The organism is Neobacillus niacini, assembly GCF_030817695.1.
Taxonomy (GTDB): domain Bacteria; phylum Bacillota; class Bacilli; order Bacillales; family Cytobacillaceae; genus Neobacillus; species Neobacillus niacini_F.
Window position 1 is genome coordinate 57,108 of record NZ_JAUSZQ010000003.1, and the last position, 25,584, is coordinate 82,691.

Genomic DNA, 25,584 nt, shown 5'->3' on the forward strand with positions numbered 1-25,584 from the left:
GCTGGAGCTAAATAAAGGAGGGAAAAAATGAGCTTATTTGATTATAAAGTTTCAGATCTTCATGAACTTTTACATAAGAAGGAACTAAAGGTTACTGATCTTATCGATGAGTCATATAAACGTATTGCCCAAGTAGAGGGAAAGGTTAAGGCATTTTTAACATTGGATGAAGAGAAAGCTCGGCAAACAGCCAGTTCCCTTGATGACAAGCTTGCCACGGACTCCAAAAGTGGTTTGTTGTTTGGGATGCCAATTGGTATAAAGGACAATATTGTCACAAAAGGACTTCGGACAACCTGTGCGAGTAAGATCCTAGAAAACTTTAATCCCATCTACGATGCGACTGTTGTCCAGAAACTTCAACTGCATGAGACTGTAACGATTGGAAAATTAAACATGGATGAGTTTGCGATGGGTTCTTCTAATGAAAATTCCCACTACCAAAAAACGCGCAATCCATGGGATCTTGATAGAGTACCAGGCGGCTCATCAGGCGGCTCTGCTGCTTCCGTTGCGGCAGGTGAGGTACTGTTTTCATTAGGTTCCGATACAGGGGGATCCATCCGACAGCCAGCTGCTTTTTGCGGGGTAGTAGGGTTAAAGCCGACTTATGGCCGTGTTTCCCGTTTCGGGCTAGTAGCATTTGCGTCGTCGCTTGACCAAATTGGACCAATTACAAGAACAGTTGAGGATAATGCTTACCTTTTGCAAGCAATATCCGGATTAGATCAAATGGACTCCACATCAGCGAATGTTGATGTACCGAATTTCGTCTCTGCCTTAACTGGAGATGTAAAAGGGTTAAAAATTGCGGTGCCTAAAGAGTATCTAGGTGAGGGTGTTACTGAAAGTGTTCGTCAGTCCGTACTCGATGCGTTAAAAGTGCTTGAAAAACAGGGAGCAGTTTGGGAAGAGGTTTCCTTGCCTCACTCTAAATATGCATTAGCAGCCTATTATTTGCTTTCTTCTTCGGAAGCGTCTGCCAATCTTGCCCGTTTTGACGGCGTCCGCTATGGTTACCGGACACCAAATGCTGATAATTTACTTGATTTATATAAGAAATCAAGAGCGGAAGGTTTTGGTGATGAGGTAAAACGCCGTATCATGCTTGGTACCTTTGCATTAAGTTCAGGTTATTACGATGCTTATTACAAAAAGGCACAGCAAGTCCGTACGTTAATTAAGAAGGACTTTGAAGATGTTTTTGAAAAATATGATGTCATTATTGGTCCAACGACTCCAACGCCTGCGTTTAAAATTGGTGAAAATATTGATGATCCATTAACGATGTATGTGAATGATATCTTAACGATTCCCGTGAATCTAGCAGGAGTACCAGGAATCTCCGTACCTTGTGGATTTGATAATGGATTGCCGCTAGGTTTACAGATCATCGGCAAGCACTTTGATGAAGAGACGATTTACCGTGTCGCACATGCATTTGAACAGGCAACAGATTATCATAAACAAAAGCCAGGACTATAGGAGGTGAATAAGATGGAGTTTGAAACAGTGATTGGTCTTGAAGTTCATGTTGAGTTAAAAACGGATTCGAAAATCTTTTCAGCCAGCCCAAACCATTTTGGGGCTGAGCCGAACACAAACACAAGTGTCATTGACCTTGGTTATCCTGGTGTGCTGCCGGTCCTTAATAAAAAGGCCGTTGAATACGGAATGAAGGCAGCTATGGCCTTAAATTGCCAGGTAGCCACTCATACGAAGTTTGACCGTAAGAACTATTTTTATCCAGATAATCCGAAGGCGTATCAGATCTCTCAATTTGATAAGCCAATCGGGGAGCATGGCTGGATTGAAATTGAAGTAAATGGCTATACCAAACGAATTGGAATCACAAGAATCCACTTAGAAGAGGATGCAGGGAAGCTCAGTCACGGGAATGGCTATTCGTTAGTCGATTATAACCGCCAGGGAACACCGCTTGTGGAAATCGTATCAGAACCTGATATCCGTACACCGGATGAAGCCTATGCCTATCTTGAAAAATTAAAATCGATTATTCAATATACTGGAGTATCAGATTGTAAGATGGAAGAAGGCTCTCTTCGCTGTGACGCCAATATATCCATTCGTCCGGTTGGGCAAGAAGAGTTTGGAACCAAGACAGAATTAAAGAACTTAAACTCTTTCAATTTTGTTCGAAAAGGGCTGGAATATGAAGAGAAGCGTCAACGTGAGGTTGTGTCTAACGGCGGGAAAATCGATCAGGAGACACGTCGATTTGATGAAGCGACAGGTGCTACCTTACTTATGCGTGTAAAAGAAGGGTCTGATGATTATCGTTACTTCCCAGAACCAGACTTACTAGATATATTTATTGATGAAGAATGGAAAGCTCGTATTGCAGCTGAAATACCAGAGCTCCCAGATCAGCGGCAAAAGCGCTATGTGGAAGAGTTGGGATTACCTGTCTATGACGCCAAGGTTTTAACTGTAACGAAAGAAATGGCTGATTTCTTTGAAGGTACAGTAGCTGCAGGTGCAGAGGCGAAATTGGCTTCCAACTGGATTATGGGAGATGTTTCTGCTTACCTGAATGCTGAGGGGAAAGAACTTCATCAAATTGCTTTAACACCTGAAGGCTTAGCTAGTATGATTAAGCTAATCGAAAATGGAACCATCTCTTCCAAAATTGCTAAGACTGTTTTCAAAGAGTTGATTGAAAACGGCGGTGATGCTGAGAAAATCGTTAAAGACAAAGGGCTCGTACAAATTTCAGATGAAGGAACACTGTTGAAAATCATATCTGAGGTTCTCGATGCAAATCCACAATCAGTTGAAGATTTCAAAAATGGTAAAAATAAGGCAGTAGGTTTCCTCGTTGGGCAGCTAATGAAGGCAACAAAAGGGCAGGCTAACCCACAATTAGTAAACCAATTATTGAATCAGGAATTAAGCAAACGATAAAATATCCTAAGCTGGCAGATATGATTCTGCCAGTTTTTTTGTCGAAAATATCTCGACAAATACTATTTAAAGATTTCCCAGGAAACTCGTTAAACATAGGGGATTGAATCAAACTAATCAAACGTTTAATTAGTCGACATCATTCATCCCTCTTTTTTGAGAAAAACTTGTAATAATTAGGGTTGAGGCCTATTTTAATCAAACGTTTAATTAGTAGTGACGCTGGGGAACAATGTCGAATGGGACCCAACTCGTCAGCCGAAATAATAATTTATTAGATTTGGGCTCATAAATCGACAATCTGTTTATTATAATTTGAGCAGAAAGCCCTTTGTTTAGGCATTTCCCCGCTATTTAATCAAATGATTAATTAAATGACATAATTCTACCGTTTTTCAATGTAAAAACCTTTAATAGTAAGTGTTAAATCAAAACTAATCAAACGTTTGGTTAACAATGAAAAAGGAGAAATTGTCAGACTGATAGATAAAAAAAAACACCTGGATTTTGCTATCCAGGCATTTCTGAAAGGTTCTATTTCATTTTTAATAAGCTGACACTTTCATCAAATTCTTTTTCAATCACTTCATTTTTCTTATACGTAAGTAAGCTGACGATATAAGCAACAATCAAGTTGAAAACAAAGCCAGGTACGATTTCGTAAAGTGTTTCTCCGAGTCCAATGTTTTTCCAAACGATAACGGTAACAGCCCCTACAATCATTCCAAAAAGAGCACCCCAGTTGGTCATCTTCTTCCAGAATAAGCTTAGAATAATGATGGGACCAAATGCAGCACCGAATCCTGCCCATGCATATGCGACAAGGTCTAGAATGGTGCTATTTTGATCAAGAGCAAGGATGCCAGCAACGACCGCTACCAAAAGAACAGCCATTCTTCCTAGGAAGACGAGGTGTTTGTCTGTGGCTTTTTTATTCATGACTACTTTGTATAAGTCTTCCACTAGTGCACTCGATGTAACGATTAATTGTGATGAAATGGTACTCATGATGGCTGCAAGAATGGCAGCTAAAGCAAATCCAGCGAATAAAGGATGGAATAGAATCTGACTTAGTTCAATAAAAACCGCTTCTGGATTCTCTAATACATGCTGTGGATTATTATGGAAGTAAGCAATTCCAATGAATCCAGTGAAGATGGTACCCAGCAGTGAAAATATCATCCAGCCCATTCCAATTCGGCGTGCGCTTTTTGTTTCTTGTATTGTTGTAATGGCCATGAAGCGCACAATGATATGCGGCTGGCCAAAATAACCAAGTCCCCAAGCCATTGCTGAAATAATTCCTAATGTTGTTGTACCTTTAAAGAAATCAAGGTAGGCAGGGTCAATAGCTCGAACGGTATCAAACGTTTCTGCAGGGCCTCCTACTGTAAAAATTCCAATCGCCGGAACTAAAAGCAGGGCAATCAGCATCATTAATCCTTGAATAAAGTCGGTGTAACTAACAGCTAGAAATCCTCCGAATAATGTATAGGCAATGGTAACACCGCCAACAATTAAAAGTCCTGTCAGATAGCTTGTTCCAAAGGAACTCTCAAAAAAGACTGCTCCGGATACTAAACCTGAAGAAACATAAAACGTAAAGAAAATCAGAATAACAATACCGGACACAATCCGGAGCAGTTTGGTGTTGTCTTTAAAACGATTTTCTAGGTAACTTGGAATCGTTATCGAATCGTTGGCAACCTGAGTATAGGAGCGAAGACGAGGTGCAACAAATAACCAATTAAGGTAGGCTCCAATGGTTAAACCAATCGCAATCCATGCGTCCGCTAAACCTGTTACATAAATTCCTCCTGGCAATCCCATTAATAGCCAGCCGCTCATATCAGCAGCCCCAGCACTTAATGCGGTGACAGCGGGTCCTAATGACCTTCCTCCAAGCATATAGTCTGTTAGATTGTTAGTTTTACGATAGGAATACCAACCGATAAAAAGCATCATCGCAAGGTAAATTCCTATCGAAACAAGCTGTAGTGTTTCATTGGACATACTTTTTCCCCCTTTATTATGTTAAAAACCAACTAAGATAATTTTTTTTATATATAAAATATTCTATCAACAGGATATAACTATATCCACTAGAATTTTTTTACTTTCCTAAAATAAGTTAAAGTACTCTTGGAATATCAGTACAAAAGTTGTAAATCCTTTCATTTGTAACAAAGAAATGAAAGGGCTATGATAAAAGAAATAGAAGGGAGTGTTTAATTTGGAATTGAATTCTTGGTTTCAAAAGGGTTTAACGAAAGATGAGTACATAAGTTCAATGACTCGCAATAAAGAAGAAATGACTTCTATTTACAATCGCTTTGAGGTAACCGAAGAGGATAAGAAGAAACTTGAAGCAGTTCAGTCAAAAAAATTACGAGCTATTGTTCTAACGGAAGATTGGTGCGGTGACGCTATGCTTAACAATCCAGTATTGCTAAAACTGGCTGAAGCTGCTGAGATGCAGGTCCGGTTTGTTCTGCGTGACCAGAATCTTGAACTAATGGACCAATATTTAACAAATGGCACCTCGAGAGCAATACCTATTTTTATTTTCATTAATCAAGAAGGAAATGAAGTTGGAGTATGGGGACCTCGTGCGCCAGAAATGCAAGCCCTTGTAGAAAAAGGCCGAGCAGAACTGCCTGATAAGGATGCTCCGGACTTCCAGGAGAAGCAGATGGCGTTATATAAGCGTCTCGGTCAATCTTATCAGACTGACTCATCGATTTGGCAAACTGTTGCAAACAGTATTATGACTTCCTTTTTGTAATAAAAAAGAATCCCTGGCAAAGTAGCCAGGGATTCTTTTTACAATTTTAAATTGTTATTTTTCGGAGGAATCCGGTCGTTAATAAGATTTTTATCATTTATTTTGGGTTCGATTCCTAGAATAAGGTTACGAATATTAGAGCGGTGAAGATAAATTAAAAATAATGTAAAAAATAAAAAGATAAGTTCAAAATCCTGTTCAGGAGAAATGAAAGAGTAAATCAATAGGCTGAGACCAACTGAGATGGAGCCGAAAAACACGTACTTTGTTATAAAGATGACTAAAAAGAAGGTAATAAACGCAATTAAAGCTAAAGGAAAATTCGCTACTGCTAAGGTTCCGGCAGTAGTGGCAATAGCTTTTCCACCACGAAAGCCAGCGAAAATAGGGAAGCAGTGTCCCACTACAGCAATCAGACCAAAGTAAAGTGGTTCAACATCAAGGTTGAAGTATAAAGGCAGATAAGCAGCGAGTGCTCCTTTACCAATATCAACAAGTACCACGATAATAGCTGATCCTTTTCCAAGTACCCTTAATGTGTTGGTGGCACCAGGATTTTTACTGCCATGGTCACGAATATCAATCCCGTAAACCAGCTTGCCCACAATTAGCGCAGTCGGAATGCTTCCAATCAAATAGGAGGAAAGGAGCAACAACCAGAGCATATCATCATTCCTTTGTGAGAGTATCTTCTACAACAATAGCATTTTATCACACTTCAATGGTATTATTTTAATAATTCCTAAAATAGGAAATATTAAAGGGGCGACTAGAATGGAACAGACAGATTTTGGTCAAGTTGCTAAAAGTTATGCGAAAGCAAGAGAAGATATTCCCGTAAGTTTAATGGATAGTCTTTATGTCCGAGGTATTTTTCTTGATGGGAAAAAGGTTGTGGATATTGGCTGTGGGACAGGAGCTTTAACAAGGAAAATTGCTATGAGGAAAGCAGATGTTACTGGGGTGGATCCATCAAAAGAATTACTACAACATGCAGTGGCGTTAAATAAGTCAAAAAATTATAACATTCCTTATCTGCAAGGTACCTCTGAGAATACGGGTTTAGATGATTCTAAGTTTGATATGGTAACCGTCATGCGTGCCTGGCACTGGTTTGAACGTGAAAAAGCAATGGCAGAAATAAAGCGAATATTAAAAGCAAAAGGGACACTAATTGTCATAGATTCTGGATTTCTTGCAGGACCATCAGTGGTTGAAAAGACATTCGAAGTCTTATCAAAATATGTAAGTGGAGGACTTAAACCAGCAGGGACAAAGGCACAATCCAGGCAGAGGATTAACGGTCTTCCGGCTGAGTGGTTCGAGGAATGGCAGACCAATGGATTCAAGTTAAGTGACTTTTATAGTCTTAATTATAACGTTACCTTTACAAAGGAGACATGGATAGAAAGAGTGGAATCCATCTCCTGGCTCGCAGGGTTAGAAGCGGGTGTAAGGAAAAAAACACTTCAAGATTTAACAGCTGTCCTATCCGAACAAGATTCCTATGTAATTCCACACGAATGTAATGTTTGTATATTAAGGCTGCAAGAATAAAGTCATTCCTTAGACGTGCGACCAGTTCGCACGTTTTTTTATGATATGGTTGGCAAAAAAAATATTTTTTTACAAAGTGTAGGGGTTTGTAACTATCATTTCGTCTATTAGGGTGAAGGTCAGTTAGAAAGGGGGAGAGTGCGATTAGTGATTCAGCTTTATTACAAAAAGGAATGGACGGCAGTGACCATGCCTTTCGACTTTTAGTTGAGAAGTACCGCAATGATGTGTTCCGGACTGTCTTTGCTGTACTTCGTGATCAAAAGGAAGCAGAGGACGCCGCTCAGGAAGTATTTATGAAAATATATTCCTCTCTCTCCCAATATGAAAATCAAGGATTTAAGACTTGGATGACCGTTAATGGCAGCTTTCCTGTTTTCCATTTATATTTTAGATATTTTACGTCTTGGAATCTTTTTGTTCCTGATTCCGATTATCTGGTTTTACAGCTTTTTTGATGCCATACAAAAGGTTTCCAAATACGGTGAGGAAGAAATCGAGGATGTTCCGATTATTTCTTACTTAATTAATCATCAAAAGTGGGTTGGAATTGGTCTAGTCGTGCTGGGGGTTTATTACCTATTCATGAATGTGGTTATTCCTGTCTTTGCCCCAATGCTCTCAAATGTAATCCAAATCGATTTAATGTATTGGGTACAAAGTTATTTTCAAACGGGGATAGTATGTGTGCTGTTAATTGGCGGCGGTATCAAGCTTTTAGCCGGCAGCAAGCATAAAAGGGAGGAGAAGAAGTCATGAAAAGGTGGAAAAACACACTAACAGGGGTACTGTTAATGGAGGCTGGAATTGGGTTCCTTTTTAAAAAAAGAAAGGAGGATCAGGCATGAGATCATGGCGTGTTGGTACGTTTTCGATGGGGGCCTCACTTGTTTTCCTGGGCCTCTTCCTTTTTCTCTCAAGGTTCATGGGTCTTGATCTTGTCCATGTGATGTCGGCATGGTGGCCAATTCTGTTAATCGTTCTCGGGATTGAAATACTACTCTACTTATTCTTCTCAAAACAGGAGAAGCCAATTTTAAAATATGATTTTGTTAGTATTCTCTTTGTCGGTTTGCTCGGAGTGGCAGGAATTTTGTTTGCGACACTTAGTGCTACCGGTATTATGGGAAAAGTGGAGGAAGTAGTAGCTAGAGAGGAACGTTCCTTTGAGCTGCCGGACTTCTCCTATCAAATGGATGATAGTATTAAACGAGTTATCCTTAGAACGACAGCCTACCAAACAACAATTGAAGCAACCGAAGAAAAAGAGGTGTCAATGTTTGGGACTTACAGGACCCAGACCACTAAAAAGGAGAAGCTTTTAGCGAGTGCGGATGATTATGTGTATGCGAAAAGAAAGGGAGATACCCTTTTTGTAAATGTTAAGACACTTCCGAATGAGGTGGGACCTTTTTATAGTCATACAGAATTGGCTTCAACCATTCTGATTCCCAAGGGTGTGGAGCTTGAGGTAATTAGCACCGGAGCGGACATTACATTAAACCCGAGGGAACTTGAGAATGATTGGAGTATTAAAGGTGCCTCGTCATTAGATGTAAAGGTTGCTGAAATGAGCAATTTGAAAATTCAAGCTGTTGATGTAGATGGGGTTTCCGGTGCCGAGGGCGCATGGAATATAACGAAAAAAGGTGATACAAATCAAGGGGATCGTGTAGATGCTGTTCACCAGTCTGGTGAGGGTAAGTACCAGATTAGCATTTCGAATACCCATTATGTTAGTTTAAATAATAACTAGTTCTCATTTTATTTTTTGCAAAAAAATAAAAAAAAGGTATGATAGTAGACGGCAGAGTTATGGACAGAATAATATTTGTTACTTGGGTTAATAATTGTAAGCCAAGGGGCAAATTGGTAGAATATACAAGAGGTCCATCAGATGCCATTTATTGATTTCATAAAATAGGATGATGAATGATGAAACGAGCACGATTAATATATAATCCTACTTCAGGGCGGGAAATTCTTAAGCGCCATCTAGCAGAGATACTAGAGAAACTAGAGATTGCCGGATATGAGGCCTCTTGCCACGCCACGACGGGTTCAGGTGATGCAACGGCGGCCGCTCGAATAGCAGTTGAACGACAGTATGATGTTGTTATAGCTGCTGGAGGGGATGGTACCATAAATGAAGTGGTGAACGGTCTTGCGGAGCAGGAATTCCGGCCGAAATTAGGAATTATACCATCAGGTACAACAAATGATTTTGCGAGAGCTCTCCATATACCAAGAGATATTGGTGCAGCAGTTGATATTATCACAAAAGGTGATCGAATTCCGGTGGATATTGGCCGAATTAATGATCGTTATTTTATTAATATTGCTGGCGGAGGAAGAATCACAGAGCTTACATACGAAGTTCCAAGCAAATTAAAGACGATGCTTGGGCAGCTTGCTTACTATCTAAAAGGGATGGAAATGCTCCCTTCCATTAAGGCGTCAGATATTAGTATCGAGTATGATGGCAAGCTATTTGAAGGGGAAGCGATGTTATTCCTTGTGGGACTGACGAATTCAATCGGCGGCTTTGAAAAAATCGCTCCAGATTCATCGATTAATGATGGCCTATTTTCGTTGCTTATCTTGAAAAAAATTAATTTGGCCGAGTTTATTCGGGTTGCAACGTTGGCCATCCGTGGTGAGCATGTGAATGATCCGAATGTTATTTATGCAAAAGCAAGCAGGATCAAAGTACATTCCAATGAAAAGGTACAATTAAATCTTGACGGTGAATTTGGCGGATTGCTGCCTGCAGAGTTCGCTAATTTGTACAGGCACTTAGAAGTATTTGTACCACTCGATGACATTCGTCCACTCGATAAACCAACCGATTGGGTAACGGGACAGAGATATAGCTGATAAGGTTCGTTCCATTGTGGAGCGAGCTTTTTCTGTTGTTAGAGGAAAAAAGATTTTTGGTGCAGAATAGTAATAAGATAAGTGAGAAAGAGGAGGCAGTGGGATGGAAAAAAAGGCACTTATTAATATTGATTATACATACGACTTTGTTGCTGATGCCGGAGCGTTAACCTGTGGCGAACCGGGGCGGCTCATTGAAGAGCGGATTGTTCAGATAACTCGTGAGTTTATCGAAAACGATGATTATGTCGTCTTTGCTATTGATGTTCATGATAAAGGGGACTCTTTTCATCCAGAAACAAAACTATTCCCGCCGCATAATCTTCGTGGTACTTCAGGAAGAGATTTGTTTGGCTCGCTGCAAACACTTTATGAGGTGAGTAAAGAGCGAGAAAATGTCCATTACATGGATAAAACAAGGTACTCTGCTTTCGCAGGCACGGACCTTGAAATTAAGCTGCGGGAACGGGGAGTTACAGAGCTGCACCTTGTTGGAGTTTGTACAGATATTTGCGTTCTTCACACAGCTGTAGACGCCTACAATAAGGGGTTTAAAATCATAGTTTATAAAGAGGCTGTTGCTTCCTTTAATCAAAAGGGGCATGAATGGGCATTAGGGCACTTTGAACAATCACTTGGAGCGCTGGTTAAATAGATTTTATAATGGTAAAATTATTTAATATGTTGAAAAAGTAGGTTGTTCGGAGGGTTAGGATGAAAAACATTTATCAGGATGATAGCTTTGCACTACATACTGATCTATATCAGATCAATATGGTAGAAACGTATTGGAGAGACGGCAGATATAATAAACGCGCAGTATTCGAATTGTTTTTCCGTAAACTTCCATTTGGGAATGGATATGCGGTATTTGCCGGTTTGGAAAAAGTCATTCAGTTTATCCAGGGGTTCCGCTTTACTGAAGATGATCTGGACTATTTAAAAAATGAAGTAGGCTACCAGGATGACTTTTTAGAATATTTAAGGGACTTGCGCTTTACAGGCACCATCCGCTGTATGAAAGAAGGCGAGCTTGTCTTTGGAAATGAGCCGATATTAAGCGTGGATGCCCCACTTTGTGAAGCTCAATTGATTGAAACGGCACTATTAAACATCATTAATTATCAAACATTAATTGCGACAAAGGCTTCTAGGATTAAGCAGGTTCTTGGTAGTGAAATTGCAATGGAATTCGGTACTCGCCGAGCTCAGGAAATGGACGCCGCTATTTGGGGTACGAGAGCAGCTTACCTAGCAGGCTTCGATGGAACTAGTAATGTTCGCGCAGGTAAATTATTCCAAATTCCTGTTTCTGGTACACATGCTCACTCGATGGTTCAAGCCTATAAAGACGAATATATCGCATTCAAAAAATATGCTGAGTCTCATAAGGATTGTGTCTTTTTGGTTGATACATATGATACTCTCCGTTTGGGTGTTCCGAACGCGATTAAGGTTGCCAAGGAGATGGGCGATTCTATTAATTTCATAGGAATCCGTTTAGATAGCGGTGACCTTGCTTATCTTTCAAAGGAAGCACGAAAAATGCTCGATGATGCAGGATTTAAGGATGCGAAAATCTTTGCTTCAAGTGATCTCGACGAATATACGATTCTCAACTTGAAAGCACAGGATGCAAAAATTGACAGCTGGGGAATTGGGACTAAGCTAATTACCGCTTACGAACAAGCCGCACTAGGGGCTGTCTACAAGATTGTTTCCATAGAAGGCGAGAACGGCAATATGGAGGATACGATTAAAATCTCTTCCAATCCGGTAAAAGTCACGACTCCTGGGATTAAGAAAATTTACCGTATTATTAATAATAAAAATAACCATGCAGAAGGGGATTACATTACGCTAGAGGATGAAAAATTGCCGGAGAAGCGCCTGAGAATGTTCCACCCAACGCATACCTTTATGAATAAGATCGTGACAAACTTTACGGCAAAAGAGCTTCATGAAGTGATTTTTTCTAAAGGTGAGCTTGTCTATGAAATGCCATGTCTAGAAGAATCCCGTGAATATGTAAAGCAAAATCTTGCTGCCCTATGGGATGAGTATAAACGTACAATGAATCCTGAGGAATATCCAGTCGACCTTAGCCAAAAATGCTGGGATAACAAAATGAGGAATATTGAAGAAGTAAAACAAAAAGTTGCTGAAATGAAGGCAGAATAGGTAAGTGTAAGGCACCCAGTTTTGGGTGTTTTTTTGTACGGAAAAATAGGTTTCGCAGGATTATTGTGGAAAGGCAGGGGAATATGTCTAAAGTTCGCGGAATTATTTCCATTTCACGCGGAATAAATAAGAAATCCCGCGGGATTATTTCTAAAACCCGCGGGATTAAACCTTAATATTTATTCTTAAAGAAATCCATGAAAGCATGGTAAATTTCTATGCCTTGATACGTAAGCATTCCTGCTGCTGTTAATGAAAATACACCAATCATTAAGAAGCGAATCCACATTTAATTTTCCTCCCTTTTTGTAAGTTTTACCTTAACAATGCATGGGAGTAGATCACATAGTTCGCTTGATGGAAAACAGGAGTAAGGAAAATGAATATCCTATTGTGTATTCTAGAAAAGGTTTTGTGAAGGATGACTACGATTAATGAAATTAAAACAAGGACGCCCACAAAGTGAAAATGAAATAAATGCTTTTCTTCATCGTCGCTTAGGGATTTCATAGTCCAACCATCAATCATCAGCACTGCTTTATCGACATGATGGGTATGCGTTAATACATTGGAATGATGAAGAATAGTGAAGGATAAGAAAGTAAGGAGAAAAGCAATTGGTAGAATATTTAACTTCTTGATCGTAACCACCTCCTTTTAATGGGATTGTTTTCATTATAAACACATTAGTTAAATTGTTAAATTAAAATGCTCCGACATTTTACGCAAATAGTAAATCGTATACAATCAAATTATGGCTGATTTCGCAATTAGACTAGGTTTATGATACAATCTTGCTAGTCAAATCGGAGTAAAGGAAGTAAAATATGACAAAAACGATACCGGTTAAAAAGAATGATTATATAGATGTTGTATTTGAGGATTTAACTCATGATGGTGCAGGGGTCGCAAAGGTGGAAGGTTTTCCGTTGTTCATTCCAAACGGTCTGCCCGGTGAAAAGGCACAGGTTAAAGTAATCAAAGTAAACAAAGGCTACGGATTTGGACGTTTGATTGAAATTTATGAAAAAAGCCCATATCGCGTAGAAGTTCCAAGCAGTGAAATTCACAAGTATGGCGGCTGTCAGCTTGAGCACATCAGCTATGAAGGACAGCTGAAATATAAGGAAAATCAAGTACGACAGGTGCTGACCCGGATTGGAAAACTAGAGGATGTAATCGTACACCCCATTCTAGGGATGGACAACCCATGGCATTACCGGAATAAAGCACAGGTGCCAGTCGGTGAAAAAGATGGTAAGTTGATTGCTGGTTTTTTCAAGCCTAGAAGTCATGAAATCGTTGATACCGATGAAAGTCTGATCCAGCTGCCGGAAATTAATGAGGCAGTTCAAGCTGTAAAAGAAATTTGTAGCGGGTTAGGGATTTCAGCTTATCAAGAAGAGTCACATAAAGGTGTTCTACGCCACATCATGGCTCGTTATGGACAGCAAACAGGTGAGCTGATGGTTGTGCTGATTACCAGAACGAATGATATTCCAAACAAGGACAAATTAGTTGAGGAAATTATCTCCGGCCTTCCGAAGGTAAAATCGATTGTACATAACGTTAACTCAAAACGGACAAATGTAATCCTTGGCGAAAAAACAACCGTCCTTTGGGGCAATGAAGTGATTTATGACTTAATAGGTGACGTGAAGTTTGCGATATCTGCTCTTTCTTTTTATCAGGTAAATCCTGTTCAAACGAAGGTACTTTATGATAAGGCACTTGAATATGCAGGGCTAAGCGGGGAAGAGTCCGTAATCGACGCCTATTGTGGGATTGGAACGATATCACTGTTTTTAGCACAAAAGGCCAAGAAGGTTTTCGGTGTAGAAGTCGTTCCAGAAGCAATTGAAGATGCAAAACGGAATGCACAGTTAAATGGTATGGCCAATGTAGAGTTTGAAGCCGGCGAAGCAGAGGTTGTAATTCCGAAGTGGTATAAAGAAGGAAATTCTGCTGATGTGCTGGTTGTAGACCCACCGCGCAAGGGCTGTGATGAAACCTTTTTACAAACCATTATCGAAATGAAACCAAAAAAGGTGGTTTATGTTTCTTGTAACCCAGCCACACTTGCACGTGATTTACGAATCCTAGAAGACGGTGGTTATAAAACCGTGGAAGTTCAACCAGTAGATATGTTTCCACAGACCACACATGTGGAGTGCTGTTCACTACTTGTAAGAAAAGATTAATATGAGATGCAACAGTGAGTAAAGAGCCTTTCCTTCTAAAAAGGCTCTTTTTATTATTATTGGGCGTAACAGTATTGCTGTAGGTTCAACAAGGTTCTTCACATTTATAAACGAGTTATTTTTGTGTAAGTAGCTTGAATATATCGGTTTTGACAGCTATGGATTTTTTATTGCAATAGGATAAATAGAAATGGAATGTATACATTATTTTTGTATGAAGAAATATATACCTAGTAAAAGTTGTGCATAACAAGGCTGCTTGAACATAGAAATACAAGTTCTTTAAGAAGGGATGTTGTCATGAAAAATCCTGGGTATCCTGGTCCGCAAGGTTTGTATCACCCTGAATATGAACATGAAGCTTGTGGAATTGGAATGGTCGCTAATATAAATGGGAAAAAGTCGCACGATATTGTTGAATATGCTATAACGATTTTATGTAATTTGGAACACAGGGGCGGACAATCAGCAGACACGAGTACCGGGGATGGAGCAGGGATTCTTACCCAAATTCCCCATTCATTTTTTGAGAAACAATGCGAAAAAGAAAATATTGAACTCCCTGAAGCGGGGAAATATGGGATTGGTATGATCTTTTTACCACAGGATCCAGAAGTTAGAAAAAAAACTCAAAAACAAATTGAAAACGTCATTAAAGAGGAAGGGCAGGTCTTTCTAGGTTGGAGGACTGTTCCGGTTAATGATTCTTTTGTTGGTGACATGGCCAAAAAATCAAAGCCGTTTATCCGTCAAATGTTTATTGCTTCTTCTCTTAATCCACATGATCAAAATGATTTCGATAGAAAATTATATTTGATCCGTAAACGGTTAGAAAAAGAAGTGTGCCCTTCAGATAAGGAACATCAAGAAGGGATGTATGTTTGCAGTTTATCCTCAAGAACCATTGTCTATAAAGGCATGTTAATTCCTGAACAGCTGGATTCCTTTTATGTTGACTTAAATCATCGTGATTTTAAGTCTGCACTAGCCCTTGTTCATTCGCGATTTAGTACAAACACATTTCCTAGCTGGGAAAGAGCTCATCCAAACCGGTTTACGATCCATAATGGAGAATTTAATACGATTAAAGGAAATGTTAAATGGATGCAGGCTAGAGAGGCTCTTTGTGAATCTAAGTTATTTGGAGACAAGGATTATCAAAAGTTATTTCCGGTCATCGATACGGATGGCAGTGATTCTTCCATGTTTGATAATTGTTTTGAATTTCTGCATCTTTCAGGACGTTCACTTGCGCATACAGCGATGATGATGATTCCTGAGCCATGGGCACATGATGAAAAAATGGATGAAGCTAAGAAGGCATTCTATCAATTTCATAGCTGTTTAATGGAGCCATGGGATGGTCCTGCTGCTGTTGTATTTACGAATGGAAAACAAATCGGGGCATGTCTTGACCGGAATGGGCTGCGCCCTGCCCGTTATTATATAACAAAAGACGGTATGATTGTTTTGGGTTCTGAGGTAGGTGCATTGGATATTTTTGTTGAGGATATTGAATATAAAGGCAGACTTCTCCCAGGGAAAATGCTCCTTGTTGATTTGGAAAAGGGCAAAATTATTCCGGATGAAGATATTAAAATGCAAATCGCCTCAGAGTATCCATATAAAGATTGGTTAGCAGAACATTTAGTTCATATTGATGATCTGCCTGAAACGGACAGTCATCAACAAGTTATTAATACAGATGAACGACTCAAACAGCAACTTGCATTTGGGTATACAAACGAAGACCTCAATAAAATTTTGAAGCCGATGGTTACAGATAAGCATGATCCCATTGGTTCGATGGGGTACGATTCTCCCCTTGCTGTTTTATCAAAAAGACCACAGTTGCTATATAACTATTTCAAACAGCTTTTTGCCCAGGTAACCAATCCGCCGATTGATGCCATTCGGGAGAAGATTATTACTTCCGTTTTAACAACAATTGGACCACAGAAAAACATAATTAAACCTGAGCCTGAAAGTTGTCAACAAATTCAGCTTCAGACACCGATTTTGACGAATAATCAGTTAGAAAAACTTCACTATTCAAGCTTTAAAACGAAAACACTATCCATCCTGTTTCCTGTTGAAACAGCTACACCCGATTTTGAAAAAATTTTAAATAGCTTATTTTTAAAAGCTGACACCGCCATCGACAATGGTATTTCTTTACTGGTTTTATCTGATCGCGGAGTCGATGCCGAATATGCCGCGTTGCCAGCTCTGCTCGCAGTCTCGGGATTGCATCATCACCTAATTCGAAAAGGAACACGATCAAAGGTAAGCATCATTGTTGAATCGGCGGAACCAAGAGAGGTCCATCATTTGGCAGCATTACTTGGTTTCGGGGCGGAAGCGATCAATCCTTATTTAGCCTTTGAGTCACTAAGGGGTTTGATTGAAATCGGTGATATACGCGAAACAGAAGTCGACAAGGCTATTAACACATACATTTTGACAGCAACCGATGGAATCGTTAAGGTGTTATCGAAAATGGGGATATCAACAATTCAAAGTTATATTGGGGCACAAATATTTGAGGCAATCGGGATTGATCAAGGCGTAATCGAGAAATATTTTACTGAAACGTCTTCAAGAATAGAGGGTATTGGGTTGGATATCATTGCCGAAGAAGTGATGATGAGGCATAAACGAGCATTTGATCCGACAAGAGGCGTGGAGAGGACATTGGATTCAGGTGATGATTTTCAGTGGCGCCATGACGGAGAAGATCACCAATACAACCCTCGGACCATTCATCTATTACAGCATGCATGCCGAACGAATAATTATAAACTTTTTAAAGAGTATTCAGCATTATTGACAGACCCTAGCGACAATCTTCAATCCATTCGCGGCATGTTGGCTTTTAAAAAACGGGAACCTATACCGTTGGACGAGGTAGAGTCTGTTGAAGAAATTTGTAAGAGGTTTAAAACGGGAGCGATGTCATACGGTTCTATTAGTCGTGAAGCCCACGAATCACTTGCCATTGCCATGAACAAAATTGGGGCAAGAAGCAACTCAGGAGAAGGTGGAGAGGACCCGGCAAGATTTACACCGGATCCAAATGGGCAATTGAGGCGCAGTGCGATTAAACAAGTAGCATCAGGCCGATTCGGAGTGACCAGTCATTATCTTGTAAATGCTGATGAAATCCAAATTAAGGTTGCCCAAGGTGCCAAGCCGGGAGAAGGGGGACATCTTCCCGGAAAAAAAGTATATCCATGGATTGCCGAGGTTAGGGGCTCAACAACTGGCGTAGGATTGATTTCTCCGCCGCCCCACCATGATATTTATTCCATTGAAGACTTAGCGGAATTAATTCATAACTTAAAAAATGCAAATCCATCCGCCAGAATTAGTGTCAAGCTTGTATCGGAAGCCGGTGTCGGAACCATTGCAGCAGGTGTTGCCAAAGGAAGAGCCGATGTTGTTCTGATTAGTGGATATGACGGCGGAACGGGGGCTGCGCCAAGGACAAGCTTAAAGCATGCAGGATTGCCGTGGGAACTGGGCTTAGCCGAAACACATCAAACATTGCTGTTAAATCGTCTTCGTGATCGAATCGTCGTGGAAACGGATGGGAAATTGATGACGGGCCGGGATGTTGTAATTGCTGCCTTACTTGGGGCAGAGGAATATGGATTTTCAACGGCACCGTTAGTTGTATTAGGATGTATCATCATGCGGGTATGCCACCTCGATACTTGTCCGGTAGGCGTTGCCACACAAAACCCCGAGTTACGGAAAAAATTTACGGGTGAACCGGAGCATGTAATCAACTTTATGAGATTCATCGCCTTGGAAGTAAGAGAGCTTATGGCCGAACTCGGATTCCGTACGGTCAATGAAATGATTGGAAGGACTGATGTTTTAGAGACAAATCAAGCTATTAACCATTGGAAAGCAAAAGGGGTAGATTTTTCTGCTCTTCTCTATCAGCCTGAAGTTCCGAAAAATACTAGCCGTTATGCCACGGTTGAACAGGTTCATGGACTTGATAAAACAATGGACAAACAAGAGTTGATCCCTTTATGTAAAGAAGCGCTTGAAGACCAGGAACCTATTAAGGCGACTTTGTCGATACGGAACATTAACCGAGTCGCGGGGACCATGTTAGGGAGTGAAATAACAAAACGGTATGGTGCCAAGGGGCTGCCTGAGGATACGATTCACCTAACTTTTACAGGCTCTGCCGGACAAAGCTTTGCTGCCTTTATTCCACCCGGATTAACGATGAGACTAGTAGGAGATGCTAATGATTTTATCGGTAAAGGTTTATCGGGGGGGAAAATTATTGTTCGCCCTTCTCGGAGGGCTACCTTTACCTGGGAAAATAATATCATTGTCGGAAACGTTGCCTTTTACGGGGCAACGGCAGGAGAAGCCTATATCAGCGGAATTGCCGGAGAGCGCTTTTGTGTGAGGAATAGCGGAGCAAATGTGGTCGTAGAAGGTGTGGGCGACCATGGTTGTGAATACATGACAGGTGGAACAGTGATTGTACTGGGGGAAACAGGGAAAAACTTCGCAGCCGGTATGTCGGGTGGTGTTGCGTATGTCTTGGATATAACAAACGATTTTCGAGTCAGATGTAATCAGGCTCAAGTTTATCTCGACCCCATTCAAGATGAGTCAGAACTCCAACTTGTCCACCAAATGATTGAAAAGCATGTTCAATATACGCATAGTCCTCTTGGGGAGAAAGTGTTAAATAGCTGGGCAGACATGAGCAAGAAATTTGTCAGAGTCATTCCGAAGGACTATTTGGAAATGAAAGAGCGTATAAAGCGACTGCTAGAGGAAGGGTTAAGTGAACATCAAGCAGCACTCCGAGCATTTGAAGAAAGCCAAAAAGCAGTGAAAGCGATAAAAGAGGGAGGGTGAGCGATGGGAAAACCAACTGGTTTTATGGACTACGAACGCCAATCAAGGCACGAACGTGACCCTAAGACACGAACGGATGATTGGGATGTTTATACGTTACCTCTTGAAGAACATGAATTAAAAGAACAAGGTGCTCGTTGCATGGATTGCGGGATTCCAACTTGTCATACGGGTATTATGATAAACGGGATGACTTCAGGTTGTCCCGTACATCACCTTATACCGGAGTGGAATGATTTAGTTTACCAAGGCCAATGGGAGGAAGCCCTGAAGCGAGAGCATAAAATGAATAACTTTCCAGAATTCACCGGACTAGCTTGTCCGGCCCCGTGTGAAGGAGCTTGTGTCCTTGGAATTAATGAGTCACCGGTTGCCATAAGGACAATCGAGCTGGAAATCATTAATCGAGGCTTTAAGGAAGGTCGGGTGAAACCGGAGCCTCCAAAGAACCGGACGGATAAAAAGGTTTCAGTTGTTGGTTCGGGTCCAGCCGGATTGGCTTGTGCAGCCCAACTTAATAAAGCTGGACACCGTGTCACTGTTTTTGAGCGTCATGATCGTGTTGGGGGTCTCTTAACGTATGGGATACCTGAAATGAAGCTTCCTTATTCTGTTGTTGAGAGAAGGGTCAATATTCTTAAAGAAGAGGGGATTACCTTCGTAACAAATACAGACGTGGGCAAGGACTATCCCATTACTAAGTTACAATCGGAATTTGATGCGATTGTTCTATGCGGCGGTGCAACAAAACATCGTGATATACAAGTAGAAGGAAGAGAGCTAAAAGGAATCTATTTTGCCATGGATTTTCTTCATGCCAATACAAAAAGTTTATTGGATTCCAACCTTGAGAACGGTGAGTATATATCCGCAAAAGACAAAGATGTGGTTGTCATTGGCGGTGGGGATACAGGTGTAGATTGTTTAGCTACTTCTGTACGTCATAAATGCAAAAGCTTAACACAATTTGATATTTATCAGAAAAAGGGCGAAATTCGGGAAGATGATAATCCATGGCCGCAATGGCCCGTTATCCATCAAGTGGAGTATGGCCAAAAAGAAGCCGCAGCCACGTTCGGTGATGATCCTCGAGCCTATGCGGTGATGACGAAAAGGTTTGTGGGGGATGAAAATGGGTATGTCAAAGAAATTCATACCATTAACGTTGAAACCACAACCGATGAAAACGGACAGAGAATTCGAAAAGAAATCCCTGGTACAGAAAAAATCTGGCCCGCTCAGTTAGTATTACTTGCGATTGGATTTAGTGGTCCAGAGCAGGATTTACTTCAAAAAATGAACGTCGAGACTGATAATCGTTCAAATGTAAAGGCTGAGTATGGAAAATATAAAACAAATATCGAAGGGGTTTTTGCTGCAGGTGATATGCGTCGTGGTCAAAGTCTTATCGTTTGGGCTATAAATGAAGGAAGAGGTGCTGCTAGGGAGTGTGATCGATATTTAATGGATAAAACAAATTTACCTTAGAATAGTACATGTAATTAGAACTAAAATGTCTACCCAGGCATTATCTTAATAGTAGTCACACTCTACACACGTTGAGTGCGTCTCGCAGATAGTTATAAAAGAGGCAGCAGGACCCAAGTAAGGGATACCTGCTGCATTTATTCAATTTTTGGAGTGAAAAGGTAGTTGGTATTCGCTAAACCAAAAGGACCGGGCCCGGTTTTTATGTAGTGTGTTTAACTTAATATTTTCTTGAAATGGCTCCCGGCACTTTTTCCAACCATTCCTTTTCAATAAGTGCGGGTACAGCAGTTGATTTTGGCTGCTTTGCACCAGTAAACGTGTTTATTGATATTTTTAAAAATGCTGGTATTGAAGTGACAATGGAAGAGGCAAGAGAACCTATGGGAATGTTGAAAATTGACCATATTCGTGCGATGCTGTCCATGCCTCACAAAAGCGAGAAATTGGAATTTTTACCAAAACTGCGGGTCGTAAATAATACATTTTAATATAGACAAAAAAGACGATTTTCTGTATCTTTAGGAAGGCATATTACTAAGGAGGAATTATACATCATTGAATAATCAAAATCACACCTCAGTAAAAATTATTACGGCTGATCCATCTGCACTTGGGCTGTTTGGTTTAGCAATGGTTACACTTGTAGCATCATCACAAAAGTTAGGTCTTACAGAAGGCACTGCTTTAATCCTTCCATGGGCTTTCTATTTAGGTGGTTTTGCACAATTAATTGCAAGCTTCCTAGATTCAAAAAAGAATAATGTATTTGGAACAACGGCATTTGGAGCATTTGGATTATTTTGGCTTGGTGTCGGAACAACATGGTTGATTCAAATAGGTGCTTTAGGTGAAAAGGTCCTTGCTAACGCGGATGCGAAACAGCTAGGTGTTGCATTCGTCGGTTATCTAATCTTTAGCTTATTTATGACGATCGGTGCAATGGAAACCCATAAAGTACTGTTTTTTATTTTTGTGCTAATTGATTTCTTATTTATCGGATTGTCCCTAAGTTCATTTGATATTATGTATAAATTTTCACATATGCTCGCAGCAATCTCTGAATTGCTCATTGCTTTATTATCATTTTATGGTTCTGCTGCAGCTGTTTTAAATACACACTTTGGGCAAGTTGTTTTACCAGTAGGTAAACCATTTGGGATATTTACAAAACAAAATCAAAAAGAAATGAGAACAGAAAAACGTCTCAAAATTGGGTAAACACCATTACATCGGAGGCAACTAACCATATGAAAAAAGGACAGTACCCATGAAAAACAGGTACTGTCCTTTTATCATTTTTCAATTGTTTATCTTTAAGACCTAGCTTCTTTTAACGGCTTGTTTCGAGGTGCAAACCAACCGATTAGGGCAATACCGACTAATACCCCATAAAAGATGATTGTCCAAGTGGTACCATGAGGAAAATCATGATCTAAGATACCAATATCCTCATGCGCAAGGGTAATGACAGCTAGTTTTACACCAACCCAGGCAACAATGGCATATGCTGTTGTTTCCAAAGCTGGACGTTTTTCAAGAAGCTGCACAAACCAGGTTGCTGCAAACTTTATCAAAACGAGTCCGGCAATACCACCTAGTAAAACAACGATAAACTGTCCTCCATCCATGCCTCCGAAATCGCCAAGCGGTGAATCCGGGAGACCAAGGGCAAGAGCAACCGCAGCGAGAATCGAGTCAACTGCAAATGCGAGGTCAGCTAAGGCAATCTTCCCTACCGTTGGATAAAAACCTTTTCCTCTTGCTTCCTTTTCATCGTCTTTATGGATATTCTTATTAGCTTTTCCGAACTTTGCCTGTATGACATGCTTTAATCCCAGGTAAAGAAGATAAGCCGCTCCAATCGCCTGTATCTGCCAGACGTTAGCGATAAAAGAAATGACAAAAAGTGCAGCAAACCGGAAGACGAATGCCATAATAATGCCGTAATTAATCGCCTTTTTTTTCTGGTCTTCGGGTAAATGCTTGGCTATTACCGCTAGTACAAGGGCGTTATCAGCCGATAACAATCCTTCCAATCCTATTAGAATTAACAATGCCCAAGCATACTCCAGCCATATTGATTCCATTCTTTTTTCTCCTTTCTTTAAAAAATCATGAAAAAAGTATCACTAACTCTAGATTTCCCCAAAAACCTACAGAAAAAATCATTACATAACTACTTATTGGCTATCTTAAAATATTATGAATTTTTTGAGTGACAGCAACTTCTTTTGAGAATACATAAATAATATATGGAAATTGCAAAGTAGAATGCAGGATGAAGAAATGGAGAGAATTATAAAAAGGTGAAGAAAGGAACAATTTTTCTTTCTTCACCTTTTTTATTGCAAACAAAAAAATACTATGTTACTATACATGTAACCGGTTACACATATGAGGTGAATTAATCAATGGCTACTATACGTGATGTTGCAAAAAAGGCTGGAGTATCTGTGGCAACCGTTTCAAGAGTATTAAACAATAAAGGTTATGCACATGAAGATACCAGAAGGCTAGTGAACGAGGCAATTAAAGAATTAAACTACAAACCAAATGAAGTGGCAAGATCTCTTTATAAGAAAACATCACGATTAATAGGATTATTGCTGCCGGATATTCGAAATCCTTTCTTTCCTGAGCTAGCTCGTGGAGTAGAGGATGAAATGCAAGCGCAAGGCATCCACTTGATTATCGGAAATGCCGATGAAAAACCTAAGAAAGAAATAGATTATATACAAACGTTTAAACAAAATAATGTAATAGGCATCATTTCAGCAACAAATCAAGCTGAAACAAGTCTATATGAAGACTTATCCATTCCGGTTGTTTTCCTTGATCGAACAACTAATAGTCATCCTTCAGTTTATTCAGACGGATTGGATGGAGGGAAAATAGCTGCACAAGAAATGATTAAAAGGGGAAGTAAGCGAATTGCTTTACTTAGAGGACCTATCGAAGTAAGGACAGCACAAGACAGATTCAAAGGTGCAGTGGATGAATTGTGTAATGCTAATGTGGACTTTCAGGTGATTACGTCATCGTTTAGTTTTCACGACGCAGAAAAAATGGCTAAAACCTTATTTGAGAGATTTCCTGAAACAGATGGGATCATTGCCAGCAACGATCTCAGTGCAGCAGCCATATTGCATGAGGCGCTGCGAATAGGGCGATCAATTCCGGATGACTTACAAATAATCGGATATGATGATATACCGCTTAGCAAACTGCTGTTCCCGCCACTTTCTACCATTAGGCAGCCAGCCTATGACATGGGAAGAGAAGCAGGGAAATTATTAATGAACATTATTAATAAAAAACCGTTAGAGCAAAATTATATTCAAATGCCTGTTACCTTTATTGAAAGGCAAACGACAAGAAAGGTGGAGAAAAATGGTTAAAATGACGATTATCGGGAGTTCTTCTATGGATTTGGTTGTAACCGCTTCAAAACGGCCAAATAAAGGAGAAACGATTATAGGGGAAAGCTTTAAGACAGTCCCTGGCGGCAAAGGTGCGAACCAGGCTGTCGCAGCCGCCAGGCTTGGTGCTGAAGTGTATATGGTGGGATGCGTAGGAGACGATGTGTTTGGTGAAGAAATAATTAAAAACTTCATCTCCAATGGAGTTTTTACAACCAATGTGAAACCGGTTACACATTCTGAAACAGGAACAGCACATATTACCCTTGCAGATGGTGATAACAGCATTATTGTAGTTAAAGGTGCTAATAATTATGTCACTCCTGATTTTGTTGAAAAGGCTCTGGATGTAATACGTGAATCGGATATTGTACTAATCCAGCAAGAGATTCCTGAGGAAACAGTAGAATATGTAACTGAAATTTGCTTTGCAAATAATGTGCCTTTATTACTGAATCCTGCACCCGCAAGAACAATAAGTAAAAATGTGATTGAAAAGGCCACGTATATTACACCAAATGAATGGGAAGCTTCTGTTCTTTTTGAGAACAGGGACATTCATGAAGCGTTAAAAGAGTATCCTAATAAATTATTAGTTACAGAGGGTAAAAACGGAGTCCGCTATTATGATGGCGAGAATGAGGTGCTTGTCCCGGCTTATGTTGTTAATGCGGTGGATACAACAGGTGCAGGCGATACCTTTAATGCAGCATTTGCTGTTGCGGTTGCGGAAGGCAAAAGTATAAAAGAGAGTATTCGTTTTGCTAATCGGGCTGCATCATTGTCAGTAACAAAATTTGGTGCACAGGGTGGTATGCCAACAAGAGAAGAAGTAGAAGGGAGTTTATAAAATGAAACGTAATGGAATTTTAAACAGCCACATATCAAAGGTATTAGCTGATCTTGGTCATACTGATTATATTGTGATAGCGGATGCTGGGCTGCCCATTCCTGAGGGTGTTAAAAAGATCGATCTAGCAGTCAAATCAGGCATGCCTTCGTTTATAGATGTAGTGAATGCGATTGAAGAGGATATGGTTATCGAAAAAGTGATAATAGCCTCTGAAATAGAAGGAAGAAATCCCGAACATGCTTACTATTTAAATGATAAATTTGCTGATACGGAAATAGAGTATGTTTCCCATGAGGAGTTTAAACAATTAACAAAACAAGCTAAAGCAGTAATTCGTACGGGTGAAATTACACCATATGCAAACTGTATTTTACAATCTGGAGTATTTTTCTAAAAAGA

At 40.1% G+C, this 25,584-nt stretch carries 20 protein-coding genes and 2 pseudogenes; 18 read left to right on the plus strand and 4 right to left on the minus strand.

From position 1 onward, the window contains the following. Window positions 1-27 precede the first annotated feature (27 nt). Together gatA and gatB are read left to right on the plus strand one after the other, a co-directional pair. Window positions 28-1,485 (plus strand): Asp-tRNA(Asn)/Glu-tRNA(Gln) amidotransferase subunit GatA, encoded by a 1,458-nt coding sequence (gene gatA / locus QFZ28_RS23940; protein ID WP_307197146.1) that lies wholly within the window; start codon window positions 28-30, stop codon window positions 1,483-1,485. Window positions 1,486-1,497: 12 nt separating this feature from the next. Next, window positions 1,498-2,925 (plus strand): Asp-tRNA(Asn)/Glu-tRNA(Gln) amidotransferase subunit GatB, encoded by a 1,428-nt coding sequence (gene gatB / locus QFZ28_RS23945; protein ID WP_307197147.1) that lies wholly within the window; start codon window positions 1,498-1,500, stop codon window positions 2,923-2,925. 534 nt (window positions 2,926-3,459) lie between these two features. Here gatB and putP read toward each other — a convergent pair. Further along, window positions 3,460-4,938 (minus strand): sodium/proline symporter PutP, encoded by a 1,479-nt coding sequence (gene putP, locus QFZ28_RS23950; protein ID WP_307197148.1) that lies wholly within the window; start codon window positions 4,936-4,938, stop codon window positions 3,460-3,462. A 220-nt stretch (window positions 4,939-5,158) separates the two neighbouring features. Here putP and QFZ28_RS23955 point away from each other — a divergent pair, with 220 nt between their 5' ends. Then, window positions 5,159-5,710, plus strand: a complete 552-nt coding sequence (locus tag QFZ28_RS23955) for a thioredoxin family protein (RefSeq protein ID WP_307197149.1) — start codon at window positions 5,159-5,161, stop codon at window positions 5,708-5,710. A 38-nt stretch (window positions 5,711-5,748) separates the two neighbouring features. Here QFZ28_RS23955 and plsY read toward each other — a convergent pair whose 3' ends face one another. Then, window positions 5,749-6,375, minus strand: a complete 627-nt coding sequence (plsY, locus tag QFZ28_RS23960) for a glycerol-3-phosphate 1-O-acyltransferase PlsY (protein ID WP_307197150.1) — start codon at window positions 6,373-6,375, stop codon at window positions 5,749-5,751. A gap of 109 nt (window positions 6,376-6,484) precedes the next feature. Here plsY and QFZ28_RS23965 point away from each other — a divergent pair, with 109 nt between their 5' ends. From QFZ28_RS23965 to QFZ28_RS23995, 7 genes and pseudogenes are all read left to right on the plus strand, one after another. After that, window positions 6,485-7,267, plus strand: a complete 783-nt coding sequence (locus tag QFZ28_RS23965; protein ID WP_307197151.1) for a class I SAM-dependent methyltransferase — start codon at window positions 6,485-6,487, stop codon at window positions 7,265-7,267. Between the two features lie 173 nt (window positions 7,268-7,440). Then, window positions 7,441-7,725 carry an RNA polymerase sigma factor gene (locus QFZ28_RS23970; protein WP_307197152.1) on the plus strand — a complete coding sequence of 95 codons (285 nt, stop codon included), beginning with the start codon at window positions 7,441-7,443 and terminating at the stop codon, window positions 7,723-7,725. After that, window positions 7,625-8,026, plus strand: a pseudogene (locus QFZ28_RS23975) (hypothetical protein); the annotation flags it as partial. The gene QFZ28_RS23970 and the pseudogene QFZ28_RS23975, both read left to right, overlap by 101 nt. Window positions 8,027-8,111: 85 nt before the next feature. Beyond that, window positions 8,112-9,023, plus strand: coding sequence for a LiaF transmembrane domain-containing protein (locus tag QFZ28_RS23980; protein WP_307197153.1), 912 nt, complete (start codon window positions 8,112-8,114; stop codon window positions 9,021-9,023). 179 nt (window positions 9,024-9,202) lie between these two features. Continuing rightward, a complete protein-coding gene (locus tag QFZ28_RS23985) occupies window positions 9,203-10,144 on the plus strand; it encodes a diacylglycerol kinase (protein ID WP_307197154.1) in 942 nt (313 codons plus the stop codon). Window positions 10,145-10,247: 103 nt separating this feature from the next. Then, entirely contained in the window at window positions 10,248-10,799 is a 552-nt protein-coding gene (locus tag QFZ28_RS23990) for a cysteine hydrolase family protein (RefSeq protein WP_307197155.1), read from the plus strand. A gap of 59 nt (window positions 10,800-10,858) precedes the next feature. Further along, a complete protein-coding gene (locus tag QFZ28_RS23995; protein ID WP_307197156.1) occupies window positions 10,859-12,325 on the plus strand; it encodes a nicotinate phosphoribosyltransferase in 1,467 nt (488 codons plus the stop codon). 315 nt (window positions 12,326-12,640) lie between these two features. On the opposite strand, the gene QFZ28_RS24000 is transcribed toward QFZ28_RS23995, so the two are convergent. Beyond that, entirely contained in the window at window positions 12,641-12,976 is a 336-nt protein-coding gene (locus QFZ28_RS24000; protein WP_307197157.1) for a hypothetical protein, read from the minus strand. Window positions 12,977-13,152: 176 nt separating this feature from the next. Here QFZ28_RS24000 and rlmD point away from each other — a divergent pair, with 176 nt between their 5' ends. The 5 genes and pseudogenes from rlmD (at window position 13,153) to QFZ28_RS24025 (ending at window position 22,131) form a co-directional block, all read left to right on the plus strand. Continuing rightward, entirely contained in the window at window positions 13,153-14,526 is a 1,374-nt protein-coding gene (rlmD, locus tag QFZ28_RS24005) for a 23S rRNA (uracil(1939)-C(5))-methyltransferase RlmD (RefSeq protein ID WP_307197158.1), read from the plus strand. 300 nt (window positions 14,527-14,826) lie between these two features. After that, window positions 14,827-19,422 carry a glutamate synthase large subunit gene (gene gltB, locus QFZ28_RS24010; protein WP_307197159.1) on the plus strand — a complete coding sequence of 1,532 codons (4,596 nt, stop codon included), beginning with the start codon at window positions 14,827-14,829 and terminating at the stop codon, window positions 19,420-19,422. Between the two features lie 3 nt (window positions 19,423-19,425). Next, window positions 19,426-20,910, plus strand: coding sequence for a glutamate synthase subunit beta (locus QFZ28_RS24015; protein ID WP_307197160.1), 1,485 nt, complete (start codon window positions 19,426-19,428; stop codon window positions 20,908-20,910). A gap of 236 nt (window positions 20,911-21,146) precedes the next feature. Beyond that, a pseudogene (locus tag QFZ28_RS24020) lies at window positions 21,147-21,350 on the plus strand (hypothetical protein); the annotation flags it as partial. Between the two features lie 118 nt (window positions 21,351-21,468). Beyond that, entirely contained in the window at window positions 21,469-22,131 is a 663-nt protein-coding gene (locus QFZ28_RS24025; RefSeq protein WP_307197161.1) for an acetate uptake transporter, read from the plus strand. 95 nt (window positions 22,132-22,226) lie between these two features. Here the strand turns inward: QFZ28_RS24025 and QFZ28_RS24030 are convergent, their stop codons facing one another. After that, a complete protein-coding gene (locus tag QFZ28_RS24030; RefSeq protein ID WP_307197162.1) occupies window positions 22,227-23,000 on the minus strand; it encodes a TerC family protein in 774 nt (257 codons plus the stop codon). 324 nt (window positions 23,001-23,324) lie between these two features. Here QFZ28_RS24030 and QFZ28_RS24035 point away from each other — a divergent pair, with 324 nt between their 5' ends. From QFZ28_RS24035 to rbsD, 3 genes are read left to right on the plus strand one after another with little or no spacing between them, the layout of a single operon-like run. Continuing rightward, window positions 23,325-24,311, plus strand: a complete 987-nt coding sequence (locus QFZ28_RS24035; protein WP_307197163.1) for a LacI family DNA-binding transcriptional regulator — start codon at window positions 23,325-23,327, stop codon at window positions 24,309-24,311. Further along, window positions 24,304-25,182 (plus strand): ribokinase, encoded by an 879-nt coding sequence (rbsK, locus tag QFZ28_RS24040; RefSeq protein WP_307197164.1) that lies wholly within the window; start codon window positions 24,304-24,306, stop codon window positions 25,180-25,182. Before QFZ28_RS24035 ends, rbsK begins: the two co-directional genes overlap by 8 nt. A 1-nt stretch (window position 25,183) precedes the next feature. Continuing rightward, window positions 25,184-25,579, plus strand: a complete 396-nt coding sequence (gene rbsD / locus QFZ28_RS24045) for a D-ribose pyranase (RefSeq protein ID WP_307197165.1) — start codon at window positions 25,184-25,186, stop codon at window positions 25,577-25,579. Window positions 25,580-25,584: the final 5 nt, after the last annotated feature.